16 protein-coding genes and 1 pseudogene are annotated in these 16,641 nt (G+C 73.6%); 8 read left to right on the top strand and 9 right to left on the bottom strand.

What is annotated here, in order from left to right:
* The first annotated feature begins 4 nt into the window (after positions 1–4).
* From ABEA82_RS15665 to ABEA82_RS15650, 4 genes are all read left to right on the top strand, one after another.
* On the top strand, positions 5–646 hold the full coding sequence (locus tag ABEA82_RS15665) for an alpha-ketoglutarate-dependent dioxygenase AlkB family protein (protein WP_345662079.1): 642 nt from the start codon (positions 5–7) through the stop codon (positions 644–646).
* Positions 647–682: 36 nt separating this feature from the next.
* On the top strand, positions 683–1,921 hold the full coding sequence (locus tag ABEA82_RS15660; RefSeq protein ID WP_345662078.1) for an ROK family protein: 1,239 nt from the start codon (positions 683–685) through the stop codon (positions 1,919–1,921).
* A 140-nt stretch (positions 1,922–2,061) separates the two neighbouring features.
* The gene (locus ABEA82_RS15655; protein ID WP_345662077.1) at positions 2,062–2,952 is read left to right on the top strand and encodes an NAD(P)-dependent oxidoreductase; all 891 of its coding nucleotides are present in this window, start codon (positions 2,062–2,064) and stop codon (positions 2,950–2,952) included.
* Positions 2,953–2,971: 19 nt separating this feature from the next.
* Positions 2,972–3,394: a PPOX class F420-dependent oxidoreductase gene (locus ABEA82_RS15650; protein WP_345662076.1), complete on the top strand. Its 423-nt coding sequence runs from the start codon at positions 2,972–2,974 to the stop codon at positions 3,392–3,394.
* Positions 3,395–3,412: 18 nt separating this feature from the next.
* On the opposite strand, the gene ABEA82_RS15645 is transcribed toward ABEA82_RS15650, so the two are convergent.
* From ABEA82_RS15645 to ABEA82_RS15635, 3 genes are read right to left on the bottom strand one after another with little or no spacing between them, the layout of a single operon-like run.
* A complete protein-coding gene (locus tag ABEA82_RS15645) occupies positions 3,413–4,321 on the bottom strand; it encodes a phosphotriesterase family protein (protein WP_345662075.1) in 909 nt (302 codons plus the stop codon).
* Positions 4,318–4,896, bottom strand: coding sequence for a DUF4865 family protein (locus ABEA82_RS15640; RefSeq protein WP_345662074.1), 579 nt, complete (start codon positions 4,894–4,896; stop codon positions 4,318–4,320). The genes ABEA82_RS15645 and ABEA82_RS15640 overlap by 4 nt, the downstream gene beginning before the upstream one ends.
* A gap of 10 nt (positions 4,897–4,906) precedes the next feature.
* The gene (locus ABEA82_RS15635) at positions 4,907–5,470 is read right to left on the bottom strand and encodes a TetR/AcrR family transcriptional regulator (RefSeq protein WP_345662073.1); all 564 of its coding nucleotides are present in this window, start codon (positions 5,468–5,470) and stop codon (positions 4,907–4,909) included.
* Positions 5,471–5,708: 238 nt separating this feature from the next.
* On the opposite strand from ABEA82_RS15635, the gene ABEA82_RS15630 reads away from it, so the two are divergent.
* Together ABEA82_RS15630 and ABEA82_RS15625 are read left to right on the top strand one after the other, a co-directional pair.
* Positions 5,709–5,990 carry an SHOCT domain-containing protein gene (locus tag ABEA82_RS15630; protein WP_345662072.1) on the top strand — a complete coding sequence of 94 codons (282 nt, stop codon included), beginning with the start codon at positions 5,709–5,711 and terminating at the stop codon, positions 5,988–5,990.
* Positions 5,991–6,052: 62 nt separating this feature from the next.
* Positions 6,053–6,136 (top strand): annotated as a pseudogene (locus ABEA82_RS15625) (ATP-binding cassette domain-containing protein); the annotation flags it as partial.
* A 152-nt stretch (positions 6,137–6,288) separates the two neighbouring features.
* Here the strand turns inward: ABEA82_RS15625 and ABEA82_RS15620 are convergent.
* Positions 6,289–6,828: an ATP-binding protein gene (locus tag ABEA82_RS15620; protein ID WP_345662071.1), complete on the bottom strand. Its 540-nt coding sequence runs from the start codon at positions 6,826–6,828 to the stop codon at positions 6,289–6,291.
* A 183-nt stretch (positions 6,829–7,011) separates the two neighbouring features.
* Positions 7,012–7,335 (bottom strand): hypothetical protein, encoded by a 324-nt coding sequence (locus tag ABEA82_RS15615; protein ID WP_345662070.1) that lies wholly within the window; start codon positions 7,333–7,335, stop codon positions 7,012–7,014.
* Between the two features lie 354 nt (positions 7,336–7,689).
* On the opposite strand from ABEA82_RS15615, the gene cds1 reads away from it, so the two are divergent.
* Entirely contained in the window at positions 7,690–8,814 is a 1,125-nt protein-coding gene (cds1, locus tag ABEA82_RS15610; RefSeq protein WP_345662069.1) for an L-cysteine desulfhydrase Cds1, read from the top strand.
* Between the two features lie 41 nt (positions 8,815–8,855).
* On the opposite strand, the gene ABEA82_RS15605 is transcribed toward cds1, so the two are convergent.
* Positions 8,856–9,686 (bottom strand): DeoR/GlpR family DNA-binding transcription regulator, encoded by an 831-nt coding sequence (locus tag ABEA82_RS15605; protein WP_345662068.1) that lies wholly within the window; start codon positions 9,684–9,686, stop codon positions 8,856–8,858.
* Positions 9,687–9,976: 290 nt separating this feature from the next.
* On the opposite strand from ABEA82_RS15605, the gene ABEA82_RS15600 reads away from it, so the two are divergent.
* The gene (locus ABEA82_RS15600; protein ID WP_425588522.1) at positions 9,977–12,319 is read left to right on the top strand and encodes a hypothetical protein; all 2,343 of its coding nucleotides are present in this window, start codon (positions 9,977–9,979) and stop codon (positions 12,317–12,319) included.
* A gap of 8 nt (positions 12,320–12,327) precedes the next feature.
* Here ABEA82_RS15600 and ABEA82_RS15595 read toward each other — a convergent pair whose 3' ends face one another.
* The 3 genes from ABEA82_RS15595 to ABEA82_RS15585 all read right to left on the bottom strand — a co-directional run bounded on the left by ABEA82_RS15595 (position 12,328) and on the right by ABEA82_RS15585 (position 16,630).
* On the bottom strand, positions 12,328–14,763 hold the full coding sequence (locus ABEA82_RS15595) for a right-handed parallel beta-helix repeat-containing protein (protein WP_345662067.1): 2,436 nt from the start codon (positions 14,761–14,763) through the stop codon (positions 12,328–12,330).
* A gap of 228 nt (positions 14,764–14,991) precedes the next feature.
* Complete coding sequence (locus ABEA82_RS15590; RefSeq protein ID WP_345662360.1) at positions 14,992–15,597, bottom strand: Rv1733c family protein; 606 nt, start codon at positions 15,595–15,597, stop codon at positions 14,992–14,994.
* Between the two features lie 205 nt (positions 15,598–15,802).
* On the bottom strand, positions 15,803–16,630 hold the full coding sequence (locus tag ABEA82_RS15585; RefSeq protein WP_345662066.1) for an MOSC domain-containing protein: 828 nt from the start codon (positions 16,628–16,630) through the stop codon (positions 15,803–15,805).
* Between the last annotated feature and the right edge of the window lie 11 nt (positions 16,631–16,641).

The following is a 16,641-nucleotide window of genomic DNA, read 5'->3' as shown; positions in this document are numbered from 1 at the left end:
AGGCATGGACGCCGAGCTGTTCCCGCGGGAGCGTACGCAGGTCGCACCGGGCGCCGTGCACGTCCCCGACTGGCTGGACCCGCGGCACCAGCGCGAACTGCTGGAGGCCTGCCGCACCTGGGCGCGCCCGCCGGCCGGACTGCGCACGGTCCGCACACCCGGCGGCGGCACCATGACCGCCCGGCAGGTGTGCCTGGGCTGGCACTGGCACCCGTACGCCTACGCCCGCACGGTCGTCGACGGCGACGGCGCCCCGGTCAAGCCGTTCCCCGCGTGGCTCGGCGAGCTGGGCCGCCGGGCGGTGCGGGACACCCTCGGTGAACCGGTGGCGGACTACGACATCGCCCTCGTCAACTTCTACGACGACGACGCCCGCATGGGCATGCACCGCGACGGCGACGAGAAGTCCGACGCGCCGGTGGTGTCGCTGAGCCTCGGCGACACCTGCGTCTTCCGCTTCGGCAACACCGAGACCCGTACCCGGCCCTGGACCGACCTCGAGTTGCGCAGCGGAGACCTGTTCGTCTTCGGCGGCCCGTCCCGCCTCGCCTACCACGGCGTTCCCCGGGTGCACGCGGGCACGGCACCAGCCGGACTGGGACTGACAGGACGGCTCAACATCACGCTCCGGGTCAGCGGGCTGTAGGCCGCCGGCCCGGCGGATCATGGGAGACTCGCCCTCATGAGCGGGAAGGCGGACCCCCGGCCGGCGGGGGATGGGAGCACCTCGAGGACGCGGCTGGACCGGGGGCGCTCGGCGCTCGGCCCCGCGCTGGAACTCGTGCACACCGGACGCGCGCCGACCCGGGCCGTGCTCACCGCGGAGCTCGGGGTGACCCGGGCGACGGCCGGTGCGGTCGCCGCCGAGCTGGAGGCGCTCGGGCTGATCCGGGTCGACGCCCGGCCCGCCGCGGCGGCCGGTTCGCAGGGCCGGCCCTCGCACAAGCTGGCCGTCGCCGACGACGGGCCCGTCGCGCTGGCCGCGCAGGTGCACGCCGACGGGTTCCGGGCGGCCCTGGTCGGGCTGGGCGGGCGGATCGTCGCCACCGCGCCCGGCTGCGAGGTCGTCGACGCCGACCCGGCGAAGGTGCTCGCCTCCGTCGTCGAAGCGGGCGCCGAGCTGCTGCGGGAGACCGGACGCCGGTGCGTCGGCGCGGGACTGGCCGTACCGTCCGCGGTCGCCGAACCCGAGGGCCTCGCCCTGAACCCCCTGCACCTGGCCTGGCCCGCGGGCGCGCCCGTCCGGGGCATCTTCGCCGAGCAGGTGCGCGCGGCCGGCATCGACGGACCGGCGTTCGCCGCGAACGACGTCAACCTCGCCGCGCTCGCCGAGCACCGGCACGGCGCCGGCCGCGGCGCCCGCGACCTGCTGTGCGTGGCCACCGGCCACCGGGGCGTCGGCGGCGCGCTCGTCCTGGACGGTCGCCTGCACCGGGGCAGTTCCGGCCTCGCGCTGGAGGTCGGCCACCTCACCGTGCATCCCGAGGGCCGCCCCTGCCACTGCGGCAGCCGCGGCTGCCTGGACGTGGAGACCGACCCGCTGGCCTTCCTCACGGAGGCGGAACGCGAGCCCGGCCCCGAGGTGTCCCTGCTCCAGCAGTCCATCGACCTGGTCCGCCACCACTACGACGACCCGGGCGTCCGCACCGCCACCGAGACGCTCATCGACCGGCTCGGGCTCGGTCTCGCCGGCCTGGTCAACATCCTCAACCCGGACCGCATCATCCTCGGCGGCCTGCACCGCACCCTCCTCGACGCCGACCCCGACCGGCTCCGCGCGGTCGTCGCCGACCGCAGCCTGTGGGGGCAGAGCGGCGGCGTCCCCATCCTGCCCTGCACCCTCGACCACAACAGCCTGGTCGGCGCCGCCGAACTCGCCTGGCAGCCGGTGCTGGACGACCCGCTCGGGGCACTCACCTAGGGCCTGTCGTTTGGATCATGCCCCAGGACGGACGCCGGAAGGGGGCTTGTCCGCGCGGCTTTCGGGAAGGCGCGCTGCTGAGCGGGCAGGCTGTTGCGCAGGCGGCCCGCCCGCACCGCACCACCGAGGAAGTTGACGCAATGACCGACAAGCTCACCGTGAGTGTCCTGGGCACGGGCATCATGGGCGCCGCCATGGCCCGCAACCTCGTGCGTGCCGGGCACACCGTCCGCGCCTGGAACCGCACCCGCGCCAAGGCCGAGCCACTGGCCGCCGACGGGGTGCACGTCGCCGACACCCCCGCGCAGGCCGTCCAGGACAGCGACGTCGTCCTGACCATCCTGTACGACGGCTCCGCCGCCCTGGACGCGATGCGCGAGGCCGCCCCGGCCCTGCGCGCCGGCACCGTCTGGGTGCAGTCGACGACGGTCGGCATCGACGGTGTCGCCGAGCTGGCCGCCTTCGCCCGCGAGCACGGCCTGGTCTTCTACGACGCCCCCGTCCTCGGAACCCGTCAGCCCGCCGAGGCCGGGAAACTGACCGTGCTCGCCGCCGGCCCCGCCGCGGGCCGGGAGCAGGTGGCCCCGGTCTTCGACGCCGTCGGCGCCCGCACCGTGTGGGCCGGCGAGGACGGGGCGGAGGGCGGTGCCACCCGGCTGAAGCTGGTCGCCAACAGCTGGGTCCTCGCCGTCACGGCAGCCGCCGGCGAGGCCCTCGCCCTGTCCAAGGCCCTCGGTGTCGACCCGCACAGCTTCTTCGACATCGTCGCGGGTGGCCCGCTCGACATGGGCTATCTGCGCGCCAAGTCCGACCTGCTCCTCGACGACCGGCTGACGCCACCCCAGTTCGCGGTGAGCACCGCCGCCAAGGACGCCCGTCTGATCGTCCAGGCCGGCGCGGCGGGCGGTGTCCGCCTGGACGTGGCCGAAGCGGCCGCCGCACGCATGGAGCGGGCCGCCGAACAGGGCCACGCCGACGAGGACATGGTCGCGGCCTACTTCGCCAGCTTCGACCAGCAGAAGTCCGTCTGATCACCTGGAGGTTCATCTCATGTCCAAGCCGCCGCTGCCGCCCGAGGCCGACGCCCTGCTCAGCCGGCCCAATCCGTGTGTCATGGCGACACTGCGCTCCGACGGCGCACCGGTCTCCACCGCCACCTGGTACGCGTGGAAGGACGGCCGGGTGCTGATCAACCTCGACGCGGGCCGCGTCCGTCTGAAGCACCTGCGCCGCGACCCGCGCGTGACGTTCACCGTCCTCGCCGCTGACGACTGGTACACCCACGTCACCCTCATCGGCCGCGTCACCGAGATGTACGACGACGAGGACCTGGCCGACATCGACCTCCTCGCCCGGCACTACATCGGCAAGCCCTACCCGGACCGCGACCGTCCCCGGGTCAGCGCGTGGGTCGAGGTGGACCGCTGGCACGGGTGGGGCGCGCTGAAGGACAGTGACCAGGCCGGGGGCTGAGGCCGCCGGCCACGCCGGTCACCGCCACTCCACGGCGAACGCCCGGCCGGGGTTCTCCGTGAGGATGCGCCCCACGAGGTCCTCGCCCACGGCGTGGACGAGCCGCTGACGCACCCGGCGCAGCAGGTACGGCATCCCGGGGCCGCCGTCCACCGAGCGGGCGGCGGCCGTCGTGGTGTCCGCGCCCAGCAGCAGCCGGTCGCCGAACCCGGCGTCGGCGAGCGCCCGTACGGCGTCCGGCATCCTCCAGTCCGTCGCGTGGTTCGTCCGGGACGGCCCGTCGAAGGCCAGATAGCAGCCGGACTCCGCGGCCTGCCGATGCACCACGAGGTCGGGGGAGCGGTTCAGGTGCCCGAGCACCACCCGGTGCGGCGGCACCCCCGACTCCCCGCACAGCAGGTCCAGCACGTCCAGCGCGCCGGTGCCCAGTTCCAGGTGCACGACGATGCTCGCCCCCGTGGCGTGATGCGCCTCGGCCGCCGCCGTCATGGTCCAGCGGGCGTGCGCGTCCAGGCCGTGGAAACCGCCCGCGACCTTGATGAGCCCCGCTCGCACCCCCGACACCCCGATGCCCGTGGTGAGTTCGGAGACGAACACCTCGGCGAGGCGGCCCCGCAGCCCGGCGAGCGTGTCCTCGTCGTAGTGCACGGCCTGGTGCAGACCGGTCGCCGCCACCACGTGCACGCCGCTCTCCCGGGACAGCGGCGGCAGGTCGGCGGCCCGCCGCCCGAGCCCGTACGGCGTCCACTGCACCACCGCCTGCCCGCCCTGCTCCCGGAACGCGGCCAGCTCCGCCCGTGCCGCCGCCACGCTGCGCAGCTCCTGCCCGGGCAGCAGCGGGCTGCCGAAGAACAGGTGGTCGTGGGCGTCGCAGACCCCCAGGTCGCCGGGCGGCACGTCCCCCAGCACCGTGCGGACCGCGCTCACCACCGGCGCCCCTGGGGAAGCAGATCCCGGCCGGGCGCCGACAGGTGCAGCACCTCGAACACGTCACCGTCGGCCTCGGGCCGGTCGTGCTCCCAGAGGGAGAAGTGCACCAGTTCCCAGCGGCTCGTGTCGACGGCGGCCGCGGCGAGCAGCGCACCGTCCCGTGCGGCCAGCCGCCGGGCCTCGCGCACCGCCTCCTCCGCCGCCTCGGCCAACGGCCCGCTGTCCGCCACGGGTTGGCGTCGCCGTACCGCGAACCGCGCGTTGGAACCGGTCCCTTCCTCGTACGCGAGTCCCGTCCACTGCCGCGCGGAGGGCCGCCCGAAGGCGTCGCTGAGCCCCTGGAAGCCGCCGCCCCAGAGGAAGGCGTTCATGCCGTCGACGGTGTTCCACAGGTAGAACGGCGCGTACTGGTTGACCGACGAGCCGCGCCGGCCGCGCTCACGCATCAGATACGCCTTGAGCCCGAGACCGTCCCAGTCGTCGAGCAGATGCCCCAGCCGGGCGACCCGGTCGCGGACGACCCCCATGTCGTAGTCCGCGGGCAGGGTCAGTTCGTACTGCATGGCATGCATGGAGGTCTCCTCAGGCGGTGCGGGGTGCCAGCAGGGACAGCAGGCCCCGCACGCCCGCGTCGAACGCGGCCGGGGAGCCGGAGGCGCGGGCGAGCACGTAACCGCCCTGGACGGTCGCGACGACCGCCGCCGCGATCTCCTCGCCGTCCAGCGAGGGCGGGAACAGGCCCTGCTCCTGCCCCTCCTCGACGATCCCGGCGAGCCGGTGCCGGAGCCAGTCGAGCGTCTCGTCGACCGGCGCGCGCAGTTCGGCGCTGGCGATGACGTCCGGGTCCATGGTCAACCGGCCGACGGGGCAGCCCCGCAGCACGTCCCGTTCGCGTCGCAGATACGCCTCGATGCGCTCGTAGGGCGTGCCCGGGCCGTCGAGTACTCCCGCGGCGATAGCCCGCATCTCCTCGGCGGTTCGCCGGATGGCGGCCAGTGCCAGGTCGGGCTTGCCCTTGAAGTGGTGGTACATGCTGCCCTGCCCGGCGTCCGCGCGCTCCAGGATCGCCTTGGGGCTCGTCCCCACGTAACCGCGCTCCCACAGCAGCTCGCGGGTGGATTCGATCAGCCGTTCCGAGGTGCTCATACCCGCACTGTACATACCAGTAGTTACAGAAGTCGAGGCCCGGGGAAGCAGCCGTGCCCCGTCCGCCTACTCCCCACGAGGTACGCACGGTGCCGCTGGCCGTACGACGACCAGGGGCCCCTCCCGGGGCGACTCTCGGAAGCGACACGCAGGACATCGCGACACGCAGGACATCGCGACACACAGGACGTCGCGGCATCGCATCCATCGCGACACCGCGAAAGAGGAGTTGGACGACATGCAGACCCTGGCGAACTTCGGCGACGGCGGCCCCGGGCCGTGGATCCTGCTCTTCCCGGTGATCTGGGCCCTCGTCATCGGCGGCGGCATCGCGCTGCTGCGCCGCACGGTGTGGCGCGGACGCCGCGGCGGCCCCTGGCGGCAGCCCCCGGCCGGGAACGACTCGCCCATCACCGTGCTCGGCCACCGCTTCGCCTCCGGCGAGATCGACGAGGACGAGTACTGGCGCCGACTGTCCGTGCTGAACGAGGAGTTCGGCCGCAAGGGCGGTGCGGCATGACGGCCTCGACCACCGCCGTCGCACGCTCCTGCGCCGCGACCGCGTGGGCTTCGTGTTCCGGACTGTCCGGTGGACAGCAGCAACGCGTCCCCGTGGCCCGGGCGTTCGCCGGACGGCCGGACGTCGTCCTCGCCGACGAGCCGACGAGCCCGGGCAGCCGGGCGCGCGCCACCGTCAACGGGCGCGCCCGCTCCCGGCCCACCCCGGCGGTACCGAAGCCCGAGGCCTGGGGCGGACGGTACCCGGCGACTGACACCCCGGCGGCGATGCCCGGGAGGGAAGAGTGGTCACCGCCCGGTCAACCGGCAACGGCGGACCGGGCGGGAGCATGTTCGGGCCGGAGCCCGTCGGCGGCGTGCGCGACCTCCGCGACGGCGAACCTGCGCGCGGGCTTCTCCTGGACCGCGCGCCGCACCCGGCGCGGCGGGGCCGCGACCGCGGGAGCGGCCGTGGGGAGCGTGAACCACACGACCTTCCCGGACTCGCCGTCCGGCCGGACGCCCCAGCTCTCGCTCATGGCGGCCACCATCGCGAGCCCGCGCCCGCAGGTCGCCAGCGGCTCGGCGTCGTCCACCACGGGCATCCGGGGGTCGTGGTCGCGCACCGACACCGTGAGCCGGTCGAGCAGCAGCTCTATCTCCACGGTGCACGTCTTGTCGGGCTGGGCGTGCCGGTGGACGTTGGACAGAAGCTCGGTCACGCCGAGCGAGGCCCGGTCGATCAGGGCATCCAGATGCCAGTAGCGCAACTGCGCAGATACGATTCTGCGGACCTGGCCGATCCGCGACGGCAGGGCTTGGAGCTCCACCGTGCAGTGTCTGCTTGGGTAGCTGATCACGGCTGCGACTCCCCGACGTGAGGTCCGGAAGAACACGGAGTTCGGATCCAGCAGGGCGCCTTCGTGACGCTGTCGCCCGCTGTCGTGGCCGGCGGGCTGGTTCGCAGCGTTATCGCCGGTAAACCCAGAGTGACGTGAGACAAGAGTGACGCAGGGGGTGGGGTACCGCAACTCGCGGACATCTCAGTCGCCACGCCCCGCCGCCCGGCGCACGGCCTCGATGAAGCGTCGTGCGGCCGGCGGCCCCGGCTCGCCCGGAGCGGGGTCGTGGTCGCCCAGGGTGAGCAGGTACCGCTTGCCGTTGAGATCCGCGGTGGCCCGGTCCTCGGGACCGAACCAGGGCTTCGAAGCGCGCACCGCCTGCACCGGCGCGCTGTCGATCTCACTGCCGTAGCTGGTCAGCAGCTCGAGCCGGCCGTCGCTGATCCGCACCTGCCCGGCCCGGGTGAGCGAACGCAGCCGCTTCCCGATCCGCACGCCCGTGGCCCTGAACTCCGGCTCCGCCATGCCACCCGCCCCCTTGTGCGCGTCGGTGCACCGGACCGCGCTCCCCACGGTACCCGGCACAGGCTCGTGTCCTGATCCAGTGTGCCCCCGTCCGGGGCCTCCGTCCCGCGATGCAGTCTGCCCCCACCCCTCGTCGAGCACCAGTACACACGACGCCCTCTCCAGGGGGCGCCCGGAGCACGGGTGCAAGTGCGCCCGCGGGACCGCGCGCCCCCTTGCACCGGGCCCTGCCCCAGGGGGCGCTTTGGGGGGCTCAAAGCAGCGTTTATGCAGGTGAGAAGCGTGCGGAAGGTGCATATGATCGGGGTGTCGGCCGCGCGCCCCGTTGTCGGCGCGCAGCGTTAGGAGCCCCACGTGAGCACCCCCCAGCAGACCCGGACCGGCGTGACCCTCGATGTCGACCACAGCGACGCCGCCTACCGCGCGTGGCTGAAAGAAGCCGTCCGCAGGGTCCAGGCCGACGCCAACCGCTCGGCCGACACGCACCTGCTCCAGTTCCCCCTGCCGGAGCGGTGGGGCATCGACCTGTACCTCAAGGACGAGTCCACCCACCCCACCGGCAGCCTCAAGCACCGGCTCGCCCGTTCCCTCTTCCTGTACGGCCTGTGCAATGGCTGGATCCGGCCGGACAGACCCGTGATCGAGGCATCCAGCGGCTCGACGGCCGTCTCCGAGGCGTACTTCGCCAAACTCATCGGCGTTCCCTTCATCGCCGTCATGCCGCGCACCACGAGCGCCGAGAAGATCCGCCTCATCGAGTTCCACTCCGGCCGGTGTCACTTCGTGGACGACCCCCGCACGATGTACGAGGAGTCGGCCCGCCTCGCGGCCGAGACCGGCGGCCACTACATGGACCAGTTCACCTACGCCGAACGGGCCACGGACTGGCGCGGCAACAACAACATCGCCGAGTCCATCTTCCGGCAGCTGCGCCTGGAGCGGTTTCCCGAGCCGGCGTGGATCGTCGCCACGGCGGGCACCGGCGGCACCTCCGCGACCCTCGCGCGCTACGTCCACTACATGCAGTACGACACCCGCGTCTGCGTGGCCGACCCCGAGAACTCGTGCTTCTTCGAGGGCTGGACGACCGGCGATCCGGACGTCACCTGCGACTGCGGCTCCCGTATCGAGGGCATCGGCCGGCCCCGGATGGAACCCAGCTTCGTCCCCGGCGCGATCGACCGGATGATGAAGGTGCCCGACGCGGCAAGTGTCGCCGCCGTACGGGCACTGGAGCGCGCCATCGGCCGCAAGGCGGGCGGTTCGACCGGCACGGGCCTGTGGAGCGCGCTGAAGATCGTCGCGGAGATGGTGGCCGAGGGGCGGCAGGGAAGCGTCGTGACCCTGCTGTGCGACCCGGGGGACCGGTACCTCGACAAGTACTACTCGGACACCTGGCTGGCCTCCCAGGGGCTGGACATCGAGCCGTACACGGCGGCGATCGACTCGCTGCTGCACTCGGGCGTCTGGCCCGACTGAGGCCGGGCTTCGAGGATCAGGTCACCCTGGCCGGCGCCCCGTCAGATGTCCGTACCGTCCTCGGGCTCCCCGGCCACCACCAGCCGCCGCAGATGCTCCGTGACCACACCGCGCGCCTCGTCCGGCAGGCCGGCGTCCGTCACGAGGGTGTCGATCCGCTCCAGTTCGGCGAACGAACTCAGGCCGACCTTGCCCCATTTGGTGTGGTCGGCGACCACCACCACCCGCCGGGCGGAATGCACGAGCCGCCGATTCGTCTCGGCCTCCGCGAGGTTCGGCGTCGACAGGCCGGCCTCGACCGATATGCCGTGCACCCCGAGGAACAGCAGGTCGAAGTGGAGCGCGGCGATGGCCTGGTCGGCGACCGGCCCCACCAGCGAGTCGGACGGCGTGCGCACACCGCCGGTCAGCACGACCGTGGCGGCGCCCTGCCGGGGACCCGAGGTGCGCTGTGCCGCGTGGAACACGTCGGCCACCCGCACCGAGTTGGTGACCACCGTCAGGTCCGGCACGTCGAGCAGCTGGTGCGCCAGCGCGAACGTCGTCGTACCGCCGGACAGGGCGATCGCCGCACCCGGCGCGACCAGCTTGGCCGCGGCCCGGGCGATGTCCTCCTTGGCGGTCAGCTCCAGACCCGACTTGGCCTCGAACCCCGGTTCGTGCGTACTGGCCTCGACCACCGGGACCGCACCGCCGTGCACCTTCTCCAGCACGCCCTGGCGGGCGAGCGCGTCGAGGTCGCGGCGGACCGTCATGTCCGACACGCCGAGCTTGCGGGTCAGCTCGTTGACCCGGACCCCACCCCGGCGGCGCACCTCGTCGAGGATCAGGGATCGCCGCTGCTCCGCGAGGAGGTTCTGATTCTCGCTCACGTACGCTCCGGTCCTTTCGCCTCAATGCCGTCCGACACGCCTCGCACACCCTCCCCGACTGGGACGTTCTTCCCGTCTCCGGTGCGCGGACGTCCCATCCTTGCATGTCGCGGAGTGGACGGCGTCACCGACTGCTCGTCGCACACACGTCACTCAGGGCTCATCTGCCGCCCCGCTTCATCACAGATCGGGGATATTCCGTGACAGGGGGTGTACGGCGCCCCAGAAGTGGAGATCCTTGTGCCCGCACGGACAGAGCCGACGGCGTGTCACGGGGGAAGTGCGAATCAGTGGAACGTGCGCAGGAACATGCGCCGGCCGGAGGGCCGGACAGACCCCTCCCGCGGCCCGGTGAGACCGGGACCGCCCTGGAACTCCTGGTTCACGGCGTGGGCGGCACCACGCCGCAGGAGATGCTCAACGATCCGCGCACGGTGCGGATCACCGGCGACAACATCGCGGCCGTCTTCCGCCGCGCCGACGACGTCGACGCGGAGACCAGCCCCGCCGCCCACCGCGACGGCCCGGTGCCCGAGGCCTACGTCTGGTGCAACCTCACCTCCGGCAACGGCACCCGGGCCCTGTGGCTGTTGCTGCTGCCGTTCATGGTCATCAATCTCGCCCACTGGATGCGCCCCCGCGCCCGGGGCCGCCGTCGCACCGTGCGTCTGTACGGCCTCCTGGTGCGACTCGCGGGGCTCACCCTCACGGTGCTGCTCGTCGCGGCGGCCTGCGAGGTCGCCCTCGACCTGGCGGCCTGGCAGTGCGCGGGCACACGCGCGTGCGCCGACCGCCACTCCTGGCTGGGCTTCCTCTCGCCCACCGTCTCGGACGGCGGCTGGTGGAGCAGCCCCGGCCGCAGGCTCGCGCTCGCCTCGTTCGTCCCCGCCGCCCTGACCGGTCTGCTGTGGTACCTGTCCCGGCGCACCTGGACCGACTACGAGTCCCAGCAGCCGCTGTCCCGCGCCCCCGAGCCCGAGGAGGACGGCGGCCCGACCGCACTGGGACGGCCGGGCTTCTGGTACGGACGGCGGCTGGTCGCCCGGCTGCGCGCCGCGCACACCGCCGCCGGACTGGTCACGGTCGCCGCGGCGGTCGCCAGCGCCGCCGCCCGCCACGACCGCCGGCCCGGCGGCCCCGCCGTACTGAACACCCTCGGCCTGCTCCTGGAAGCGGCGTTGGTGGCCTGCGCGGTCGCCGTGGTGTGGGTGGTGTGCCGCCGTGGACGCAGCGAGCGACGCCTCGACCGGCAACTCGACGAGCGCTTCGTACGGCGTCTGCCACTCGCCGCGCTGGTGCTGCTGGCCCTCTCTCTGCTGTACGCCGGATGGGAGCGCCCCGGGTGGGAGTCGTCCGGGCGGCTTCCCGGCGACGCGACCTTCGGCGGTGTCGCCCTCGTGCAGGGCCTGCTCGTGGTCGTCCTGGCCGCCGTCGCCCACGTCCTGCACCGCACCGACCCCGACCGGCGGGCCGTGCTGCGGGGCCTCGGCGGACCGGCCGTCGCGATGCTGGCCTGCGCCCTCGGCGGAGTGATGTCGGGCGGCGTGTCCCAGCGCGTCTCCGACTGGCTGGACGGCACCGGCACGTCCATCGACGGCCCGCCGGTCCTGCTGACCTGGCAGTCGTCCGTGATCCCGCCCCTGATCGTGGTCCTCCTCGTGCTCCTCGGCTGGCTCGCCCACCGCGCCTGGCAGCTCGCCCGCGCCGAACGCGAGGCTGTGGCACGCGACTACCCGGACGAGGCCCAGGACCGCGCCCGCACCCGCCGTATCGCCTACGCCCGCGCGATGGCCGCGCTCACCGACCGGGGACCCCGCGTCGTCGCCGTCACCTCCGGAGTGACCCTGCTGCTCGGCGCCGGTGCCCTCGTGGGCGCCCTGACCACCGACGAGACACCGGGCGAGGCGGCCCAGGGGGCCCACCCGGTCGTGCACGGAGCCGCGGAGACCGCCCAGGCCCTCGGCTCCTGGCTGATCGGCCTCGGCTTCATACTCTTCGTCACCTGGGGGAGACGCGCCTACAAGGACGCAGCGGCGCGCCGCACCATCGGCATCCTGTGGGACGTCGGCACCTTCTGGCCGCGTGCCGCCCACCCCTTCGCCCCGCCCTGCTACGCCGAGCGCGCCGTGCCCGACCTGACCTGGCGGATCGCGACCTGGACCCGGGCCACCGGCGGCCGGCTGGTCATCTCCGGGCACTCGCAGGGCAGCGTGCTCGCCGCCGCGGCGGCCTGGCAACTCGCCCCGTCCGACCGCGGACGCGTCGCGCTGCTGACGTACGGATCCCCACTGGAGCGCCTCTACGGACGCTGGTTCCCGGCGCACTTCGGCCCGGCCGCGCTCGGCTCACTGCACCGGGAGGTCGACTGCTGGCGCAACCTCTACCGGCTCACCGACCCCATCGGCGGCCCGGTACGCCTGCCCGGCGACCGCGATCTCGGCGTCGACCACGTCCCGTTGATGGATCCCCTCGCCTACGGCCGCACCGACCTGCACCCGCTGCCCGCGCCGATCCTCGGCCACTCCGACTACCAGGCCGACCCGGCCTTCGCCGAGGAACGCCGCAAGCTGCTGGCCCGGCTGCGGCCGGATCTGCCGGCGCCGCGCGAGGAGCCCGAGCCGCCCGCCGCGTAGGCGGGCGGTCAGGGCAGCTCGGGCAGGTCCTCGGCGTAGAGCAGCGTCAGGTCGTCCGTGCTCGGCTCGGCGACCTGGGCGACCCGGCTCGCGTGCCGCTCCACCATCGCCTCGAAGGTCTGCCGCGCGGTGCGGCCGTTGCCGAACGCCGGGCCCTTGGGGATCTCCGTGAAGTACTTCCGCAGGGCCTCGGCCGCGCCCGGCGCCAGCCGGTACTCGTGCTCCTCGGCCTGCTGCTCCACGATCCGCAGCAGGTCGTCCGGGTCGTAGTCGCTGAAGGTGATGGTCCGTGAGAACCGGGACGCCACGCCCGGGTTCACCGACAGGAAGCGCTCCATCTCGGCCGTGTAGCCGGCCACGATCACCACGACGGCGTCCCGGTGGTCCTCCATCAGCTTCACCAGCGTGTCGATGGCTTCCTTGCCGAAGTCGCGGCCGCCGTCCTCGGGGGACAGCGCGTACGCCTCGTCGATGAACAGCACACCGCCGCGGGCCTTCTCGAAGGCCTCCTGGGTGCGGATCGCGGTCGAGCCGATGTGCTCGCCGACCAGGTCGACGCGGGACACCTCGACGAGGTGGCCCTTCTCCAGGACGCCGAGGGAGGCGAGGATCTCGCCGTACAGCCGCGCGACCGTCGTCTTGCCGGTGCCGGGGGAGCCGGTGAAGACCAGGTGCCGCTTGACCGACGCCGCCTTCAGGCCCGCCTGCTGCCGACGCCGGCCGACCTCGATCATGTCGGTGAGGGCGCGCACCTCGCGCTTGACGCTGTCCAGGCCCACCAGCGCGTCCAGTTCACCGAGGACGTCCTTGGAGGTGCGGGCGGGCTGCTCGGGCGCCACGGCCGGGGCCGGGGGCTCGGCCTCGGTCCGCGGTCCCGGCAGCGCGCCCAGCAGGCCGGGGGAGTGGCTCACCGTCTGCACGGCCGTCTCGCGTGCCGCGGGCGCCCGGAGCCCCGTGCTCTCGTCGCTGGTGCAGTCCTCGACGACGGGGCCCGCCCCGGACGATGCGTCCGCGCCGCTGTCGGCGAACTCGTAACCGCCGCGCGCGCACCGCTCCGTACGGCACTTCCGCAGCGTCGTGCGGCTGCCGTCGATCACATGGAAGCCGTAGCCGCCGCTGCCCGTCACCCGGCAGTTCTGGAAGCTGCCGCGGCCACCGGCCGAGACGTAGACCCCGGCTTCCGCCGGCGAGTCGATCGTGCAGCGCTCCACCGAGGGGTCCGCGCCCTTGGTGACGATCACGCCGGTCTGGGTGCCGTCCAGCGTGCAGTTGCTGAGGGTGCCGCCGCTGCCGTGGTCGCGGAACCAGGCGCCCGTCGCCGCGTCCCGGATCCGGCAGTCGTCGAGCTGCGCGGTCGCCCCGTCGCTCACCGACACGGCCGTGTTGCGCACCTGCGACAGGTCGCTGTCGACGACGTCCGCGCGCGAGCCTCGGTCGAGGACGAACAGGGCGTCCGGCACGTCGTGCACCCGGCACGAGTCGAGCACGGCGGTGGCCCCGTCGCTGACCCACACCGCCGGGTAGTCGCCCGTGCTGTCGAAGATCTCGCACTGGTTCGCGTCCACCCGTGTGCCCGGGTCCCACACCGACAGGCCGTTGCGCCCGAACTGCCGCACCGTGGTGCGGGTCAGCGTGAGCACGGAGCGGGAACGCAGGTCGACCGCGTTCTCCGGGATGTCGTGGATACGGCAGTCGGCGAGCGTCAGCACGGCGTCCGTGTCGAGCGTGACACCGTCGGCCGTGGTGCGGTGCACATCGCAGTCGGTGAGGTGCGCGGTGGCCCGGCCGGTGACCTGGACGCCGCTGCCCCGGACCTCGTAGACCTCGCAGCCCACGGCCTCCAGAGCCGAGTTCTCCCCGGTCGCCGACAGGCCCGAGCCGGACGTGTGGTGCACCCGGCAACGATCCAGCCGGGGATGGGCACCGCCCCGGACCGCCACCCCGGACTGCCCGGCCGCGACGACCTCGCACTCCTCGAACACCCCGCCCGCACCGTCGAGCACGGCGATGCCGACTCCCGCCGGATTGTCGACGGCGCAGCGCCGGACCGTGGGCCGGGCACTGCCCCGCACCTCGATCCCGGCCGCCGACCGCGTGACGACCCGTACGTTGGTCAGTTCCGGCGTGCCCTCCTCGACCAGCACGGCCGGGGCGGCCGCGTCCTGGCCCTCCACGTGCAGGTCCTGGACCACCGCCGAGGCGCGCACGGTCAGGGGCACCCCGTCCACGGGCGCGATCCGCACCGAGCCGGGGGAGCCGTCGGGGCCGCGCAGGGTGACCGCGCGCTGCACGACGAGGTTCTCCCGGTACGTACCGGGGGCGACCGTGAGGACGTCTCCGTCGGCCGCGGCCTCCAGGGCGGCTCCGAGCGATGCGTACTCACCCGTGCGGCGCCGCCACCGCGACGTGCCGCTGTGCGTCACCTGGACCGTGCCCTGTGCCATGGTGTAGCTGTGCCCCCACCTCGGTCGTACTGATGGCTCGTTCGCCTTCGGGACGTGCCGGCCGATGCCGGGACCACCATCGCGCCCGGCCCCTTCGGGCCTCGCGCGCACGCGGGCTCGCCACCGGCGCGCCCCTCCTGCTCGCTCGCGCGCGGGTTGTGCCGAACGGTTCGGCCGGACCACCGTAGCGTGCGCGCGGGTGGTGGGTTGACCAGAGCCGGAAGGCTGTCAGCTGCCGGTGCCCGTCCTGCCCCAGTCCGGGCCCGCGTTGTCCCATGCCTGGTCCCAACGGGCGTACCGGCGGCGGACCATGCGCCAGACGATCAGCCGCCTGCCGCCCTCGACGAGACCGCCGGCCGCCAGGGCCGCGCCGAGGCCGGCGAGGACGGCGTGCGTCGACGCTGTCGCGGAGTCGAGCGGGCGGGCCACCATCCGGCCGTGCCGGTCGGTCCATATGCGGAACTCGTCGCCCTGCTGTGGGTCCTTGAGGCTCGCGAGGACCGGGCCGTGGTGCACGGTGCCGTCCGGCGCGGTCCAGTCGGCGAGGACGCGGTTGCGCAGATCCCGGCCCGTGGAGGTCTCCGGGTCGGCGTCGAGCGGGGAACCGTCCAGCTTGCGGACCACGGTGGCCGTCACCAGATGCCGGGCCTCGTGCTGAGCGCGGACGGAGCGCTGGAGGGCGTCCTGTGCGGCGCCCCCGACGAGGGAGCCGGCCACCGGGGCGGCCAGGAGGATCAGCATCAGGGCAGCCAGCGCCACCCACGCCTCGGCCAGGTCGGTCGCCCGGCACAGTGGATTGCGCCGCCAGCGCCAGAGCCCCCTGATCGCTCGCACTGTCTGCACCCCCTTCCCGCTCCGTGATAACCCCCCACGGAGCCGTCCACGCGCCGAACCGGCGAAGAGAGAGGGACATCACCTCTCCCCGGCGGCTCTCATGAACTTCTCACACATGGCCAACGCCCGGGCCCGCGGCCCGGTTCCCGCGTCCCGACGGGAGAGCTCCCGACCGGGCCGGCCGAGGACTGGGGCCCGACCCGGATCAGCCGAGGATCCGGACGGGGTCCCCGACCCGGATCGTGCCCCGGGACAGGGGGACCAGGTTCTGCCCGAAGACCAGCTTTCCGCCGAGCCGGCGGTGCCGTCCCAGACTGTGCAGGGGCTCGCGGCCACGCTCGCCCGAGCTCTGCTCGGTCGTGGTCACCACACACCGTCCGCAGGGCTTGGCGACGCGGAAGGACACCTCTCCGACGGCGATGCGCGACCAGTCGTCCTCGGCCCAGGCGGTGGTGCCCGTCACGACCACGTTGGGCCGGAAACGGTTCATGGGCAGCGGGCCCTCGTCCGCGTGGTCACCCCGCGCGATCAGGGTGTTGAGGGCGTCGAGCGAGGCCGTCGTCGTGAGCAGCAGGGGAAAGCCGTCGGCGAAGGAGACGGTCTCGCCGGGCCGCGCGTACTCCGGGTCGACGGGCCGGCGCGTGGCCGGGTCGTCCATGTGCACCAGGCGCACGCCGATGCCGAGCCAGGAGCTGAACCAGGCGTGCGCGGCCTCGTCCTCGGCCGGGACCCCCTCGACCTTGTCGCGGAAGATCTCCACCGGCACCGTGCCGAACGGCCGGGGCACGGGCACCGTCAGCGGCTCCATGCCGGGCGCGGACAGCCGGACGCCGCCACCGGGCAGGAGCTCGGCGGCGGCCAGCGCGAGGCGCGGCTGCTGGCGTTGCGTGAGGACCTTTCCCCCGTCGTCGATCAGCACCCAGCGCCGGTCACCGGCCAGCCCCCAGGGCTCCACGGCGGCCTCCCGGGGCGCGAGGCCCCGGACCGCCTTGACCGGGTGGACGTGAATCGAGTGCAGGTGTGCGTTCCCCATGGGGCCATCGT

The organism is Streptomyces venetus (assembly GCF_039540295.1).
Classification (GTDB): Bacteria; Actinomycetota; Actinomycetes; order Streptomycetales; family Streptomycetaceae; genus Streptomyces; species Streptomyces venetus.
Note: the sequence above shows the minus strand (reverse complement) of the source record. Positions and strands in the feature narration are given on the sequence as shown.

Bases quoted from the DNA above. Each gene is read 5' to 3' on its own strand.
- ABEA82_RS15665 (WP_345662079.1), top strand. From the start codon at position 5: ATGGACGCCGAGCTGTTCCCGCGGGAGCGTACGCAGGTCGCACCGGGC.
- ABEA82_RS15660 (WP_345662078.1), top strand. From the start codon at position 683: ATGAGCGGGAAGGCGGACCCCCGGCCGGCGGGGGATGGGAGCACCTCG.
- ABEA82_RS15655 (WP_345662077.1), top strand. From the start codon at position 2,062: ATGACCGACAAGCTCACCGTGAGTGTCCTGGGCACGGGCATCATGGGC.
- ABEA82_RS15650 (WP_345662076.1), top strand. From the start codon at position 2,972: ATGTCCAAGCCGCCGCTGCCGCCCGAGGCCGACGCCCTGCTCAGCCGG.
- ABEA82_RS15640 (WP_345662074.1), bottom strand. From the start codon at position 4,896: ATGCATGCCATGCAGTACGAACTGACCCTGCCCGCGGACTACGACATG.
- ABEA82_RS15635 (WP_345662073.1), bottom strand. From the start codon at position 5,470: ATGAGCACCTCGGAACGGCTGATCGAATCCACCCGCGAGCTGCTGTGG.
- ABEA82_RS15630 (WP_345662072.1), top strand. From the start codon at position 5,709: ATGCAGACCCTGGCGAACTTCGGCGACGGCGGCCCCGGGCCGTGGATC.
- ABEA82_RS15615 (WP_345662070.1), bottom strand. From the start codon at position 7,335: ATGGCGGAGCCGGAGTTCAGGGCCACGGGCGTGCGGATCGGGAAGCGG.
- ABEA82_RS15595 (WP_345662067.1), bottom strand. From the start codon at position 14,763: ATGGCACAGGGCACGGTCCAGGTGACGCACAGCGGCACGTCGCGGTGG.
- ABEA82_RS15585 (WP_345662066.1), bottom strand. From the start codon at position 16,630: ATGGGGAACGCACACCTGCACTCGATTCACGTCCACCCGGTCAAGGCG.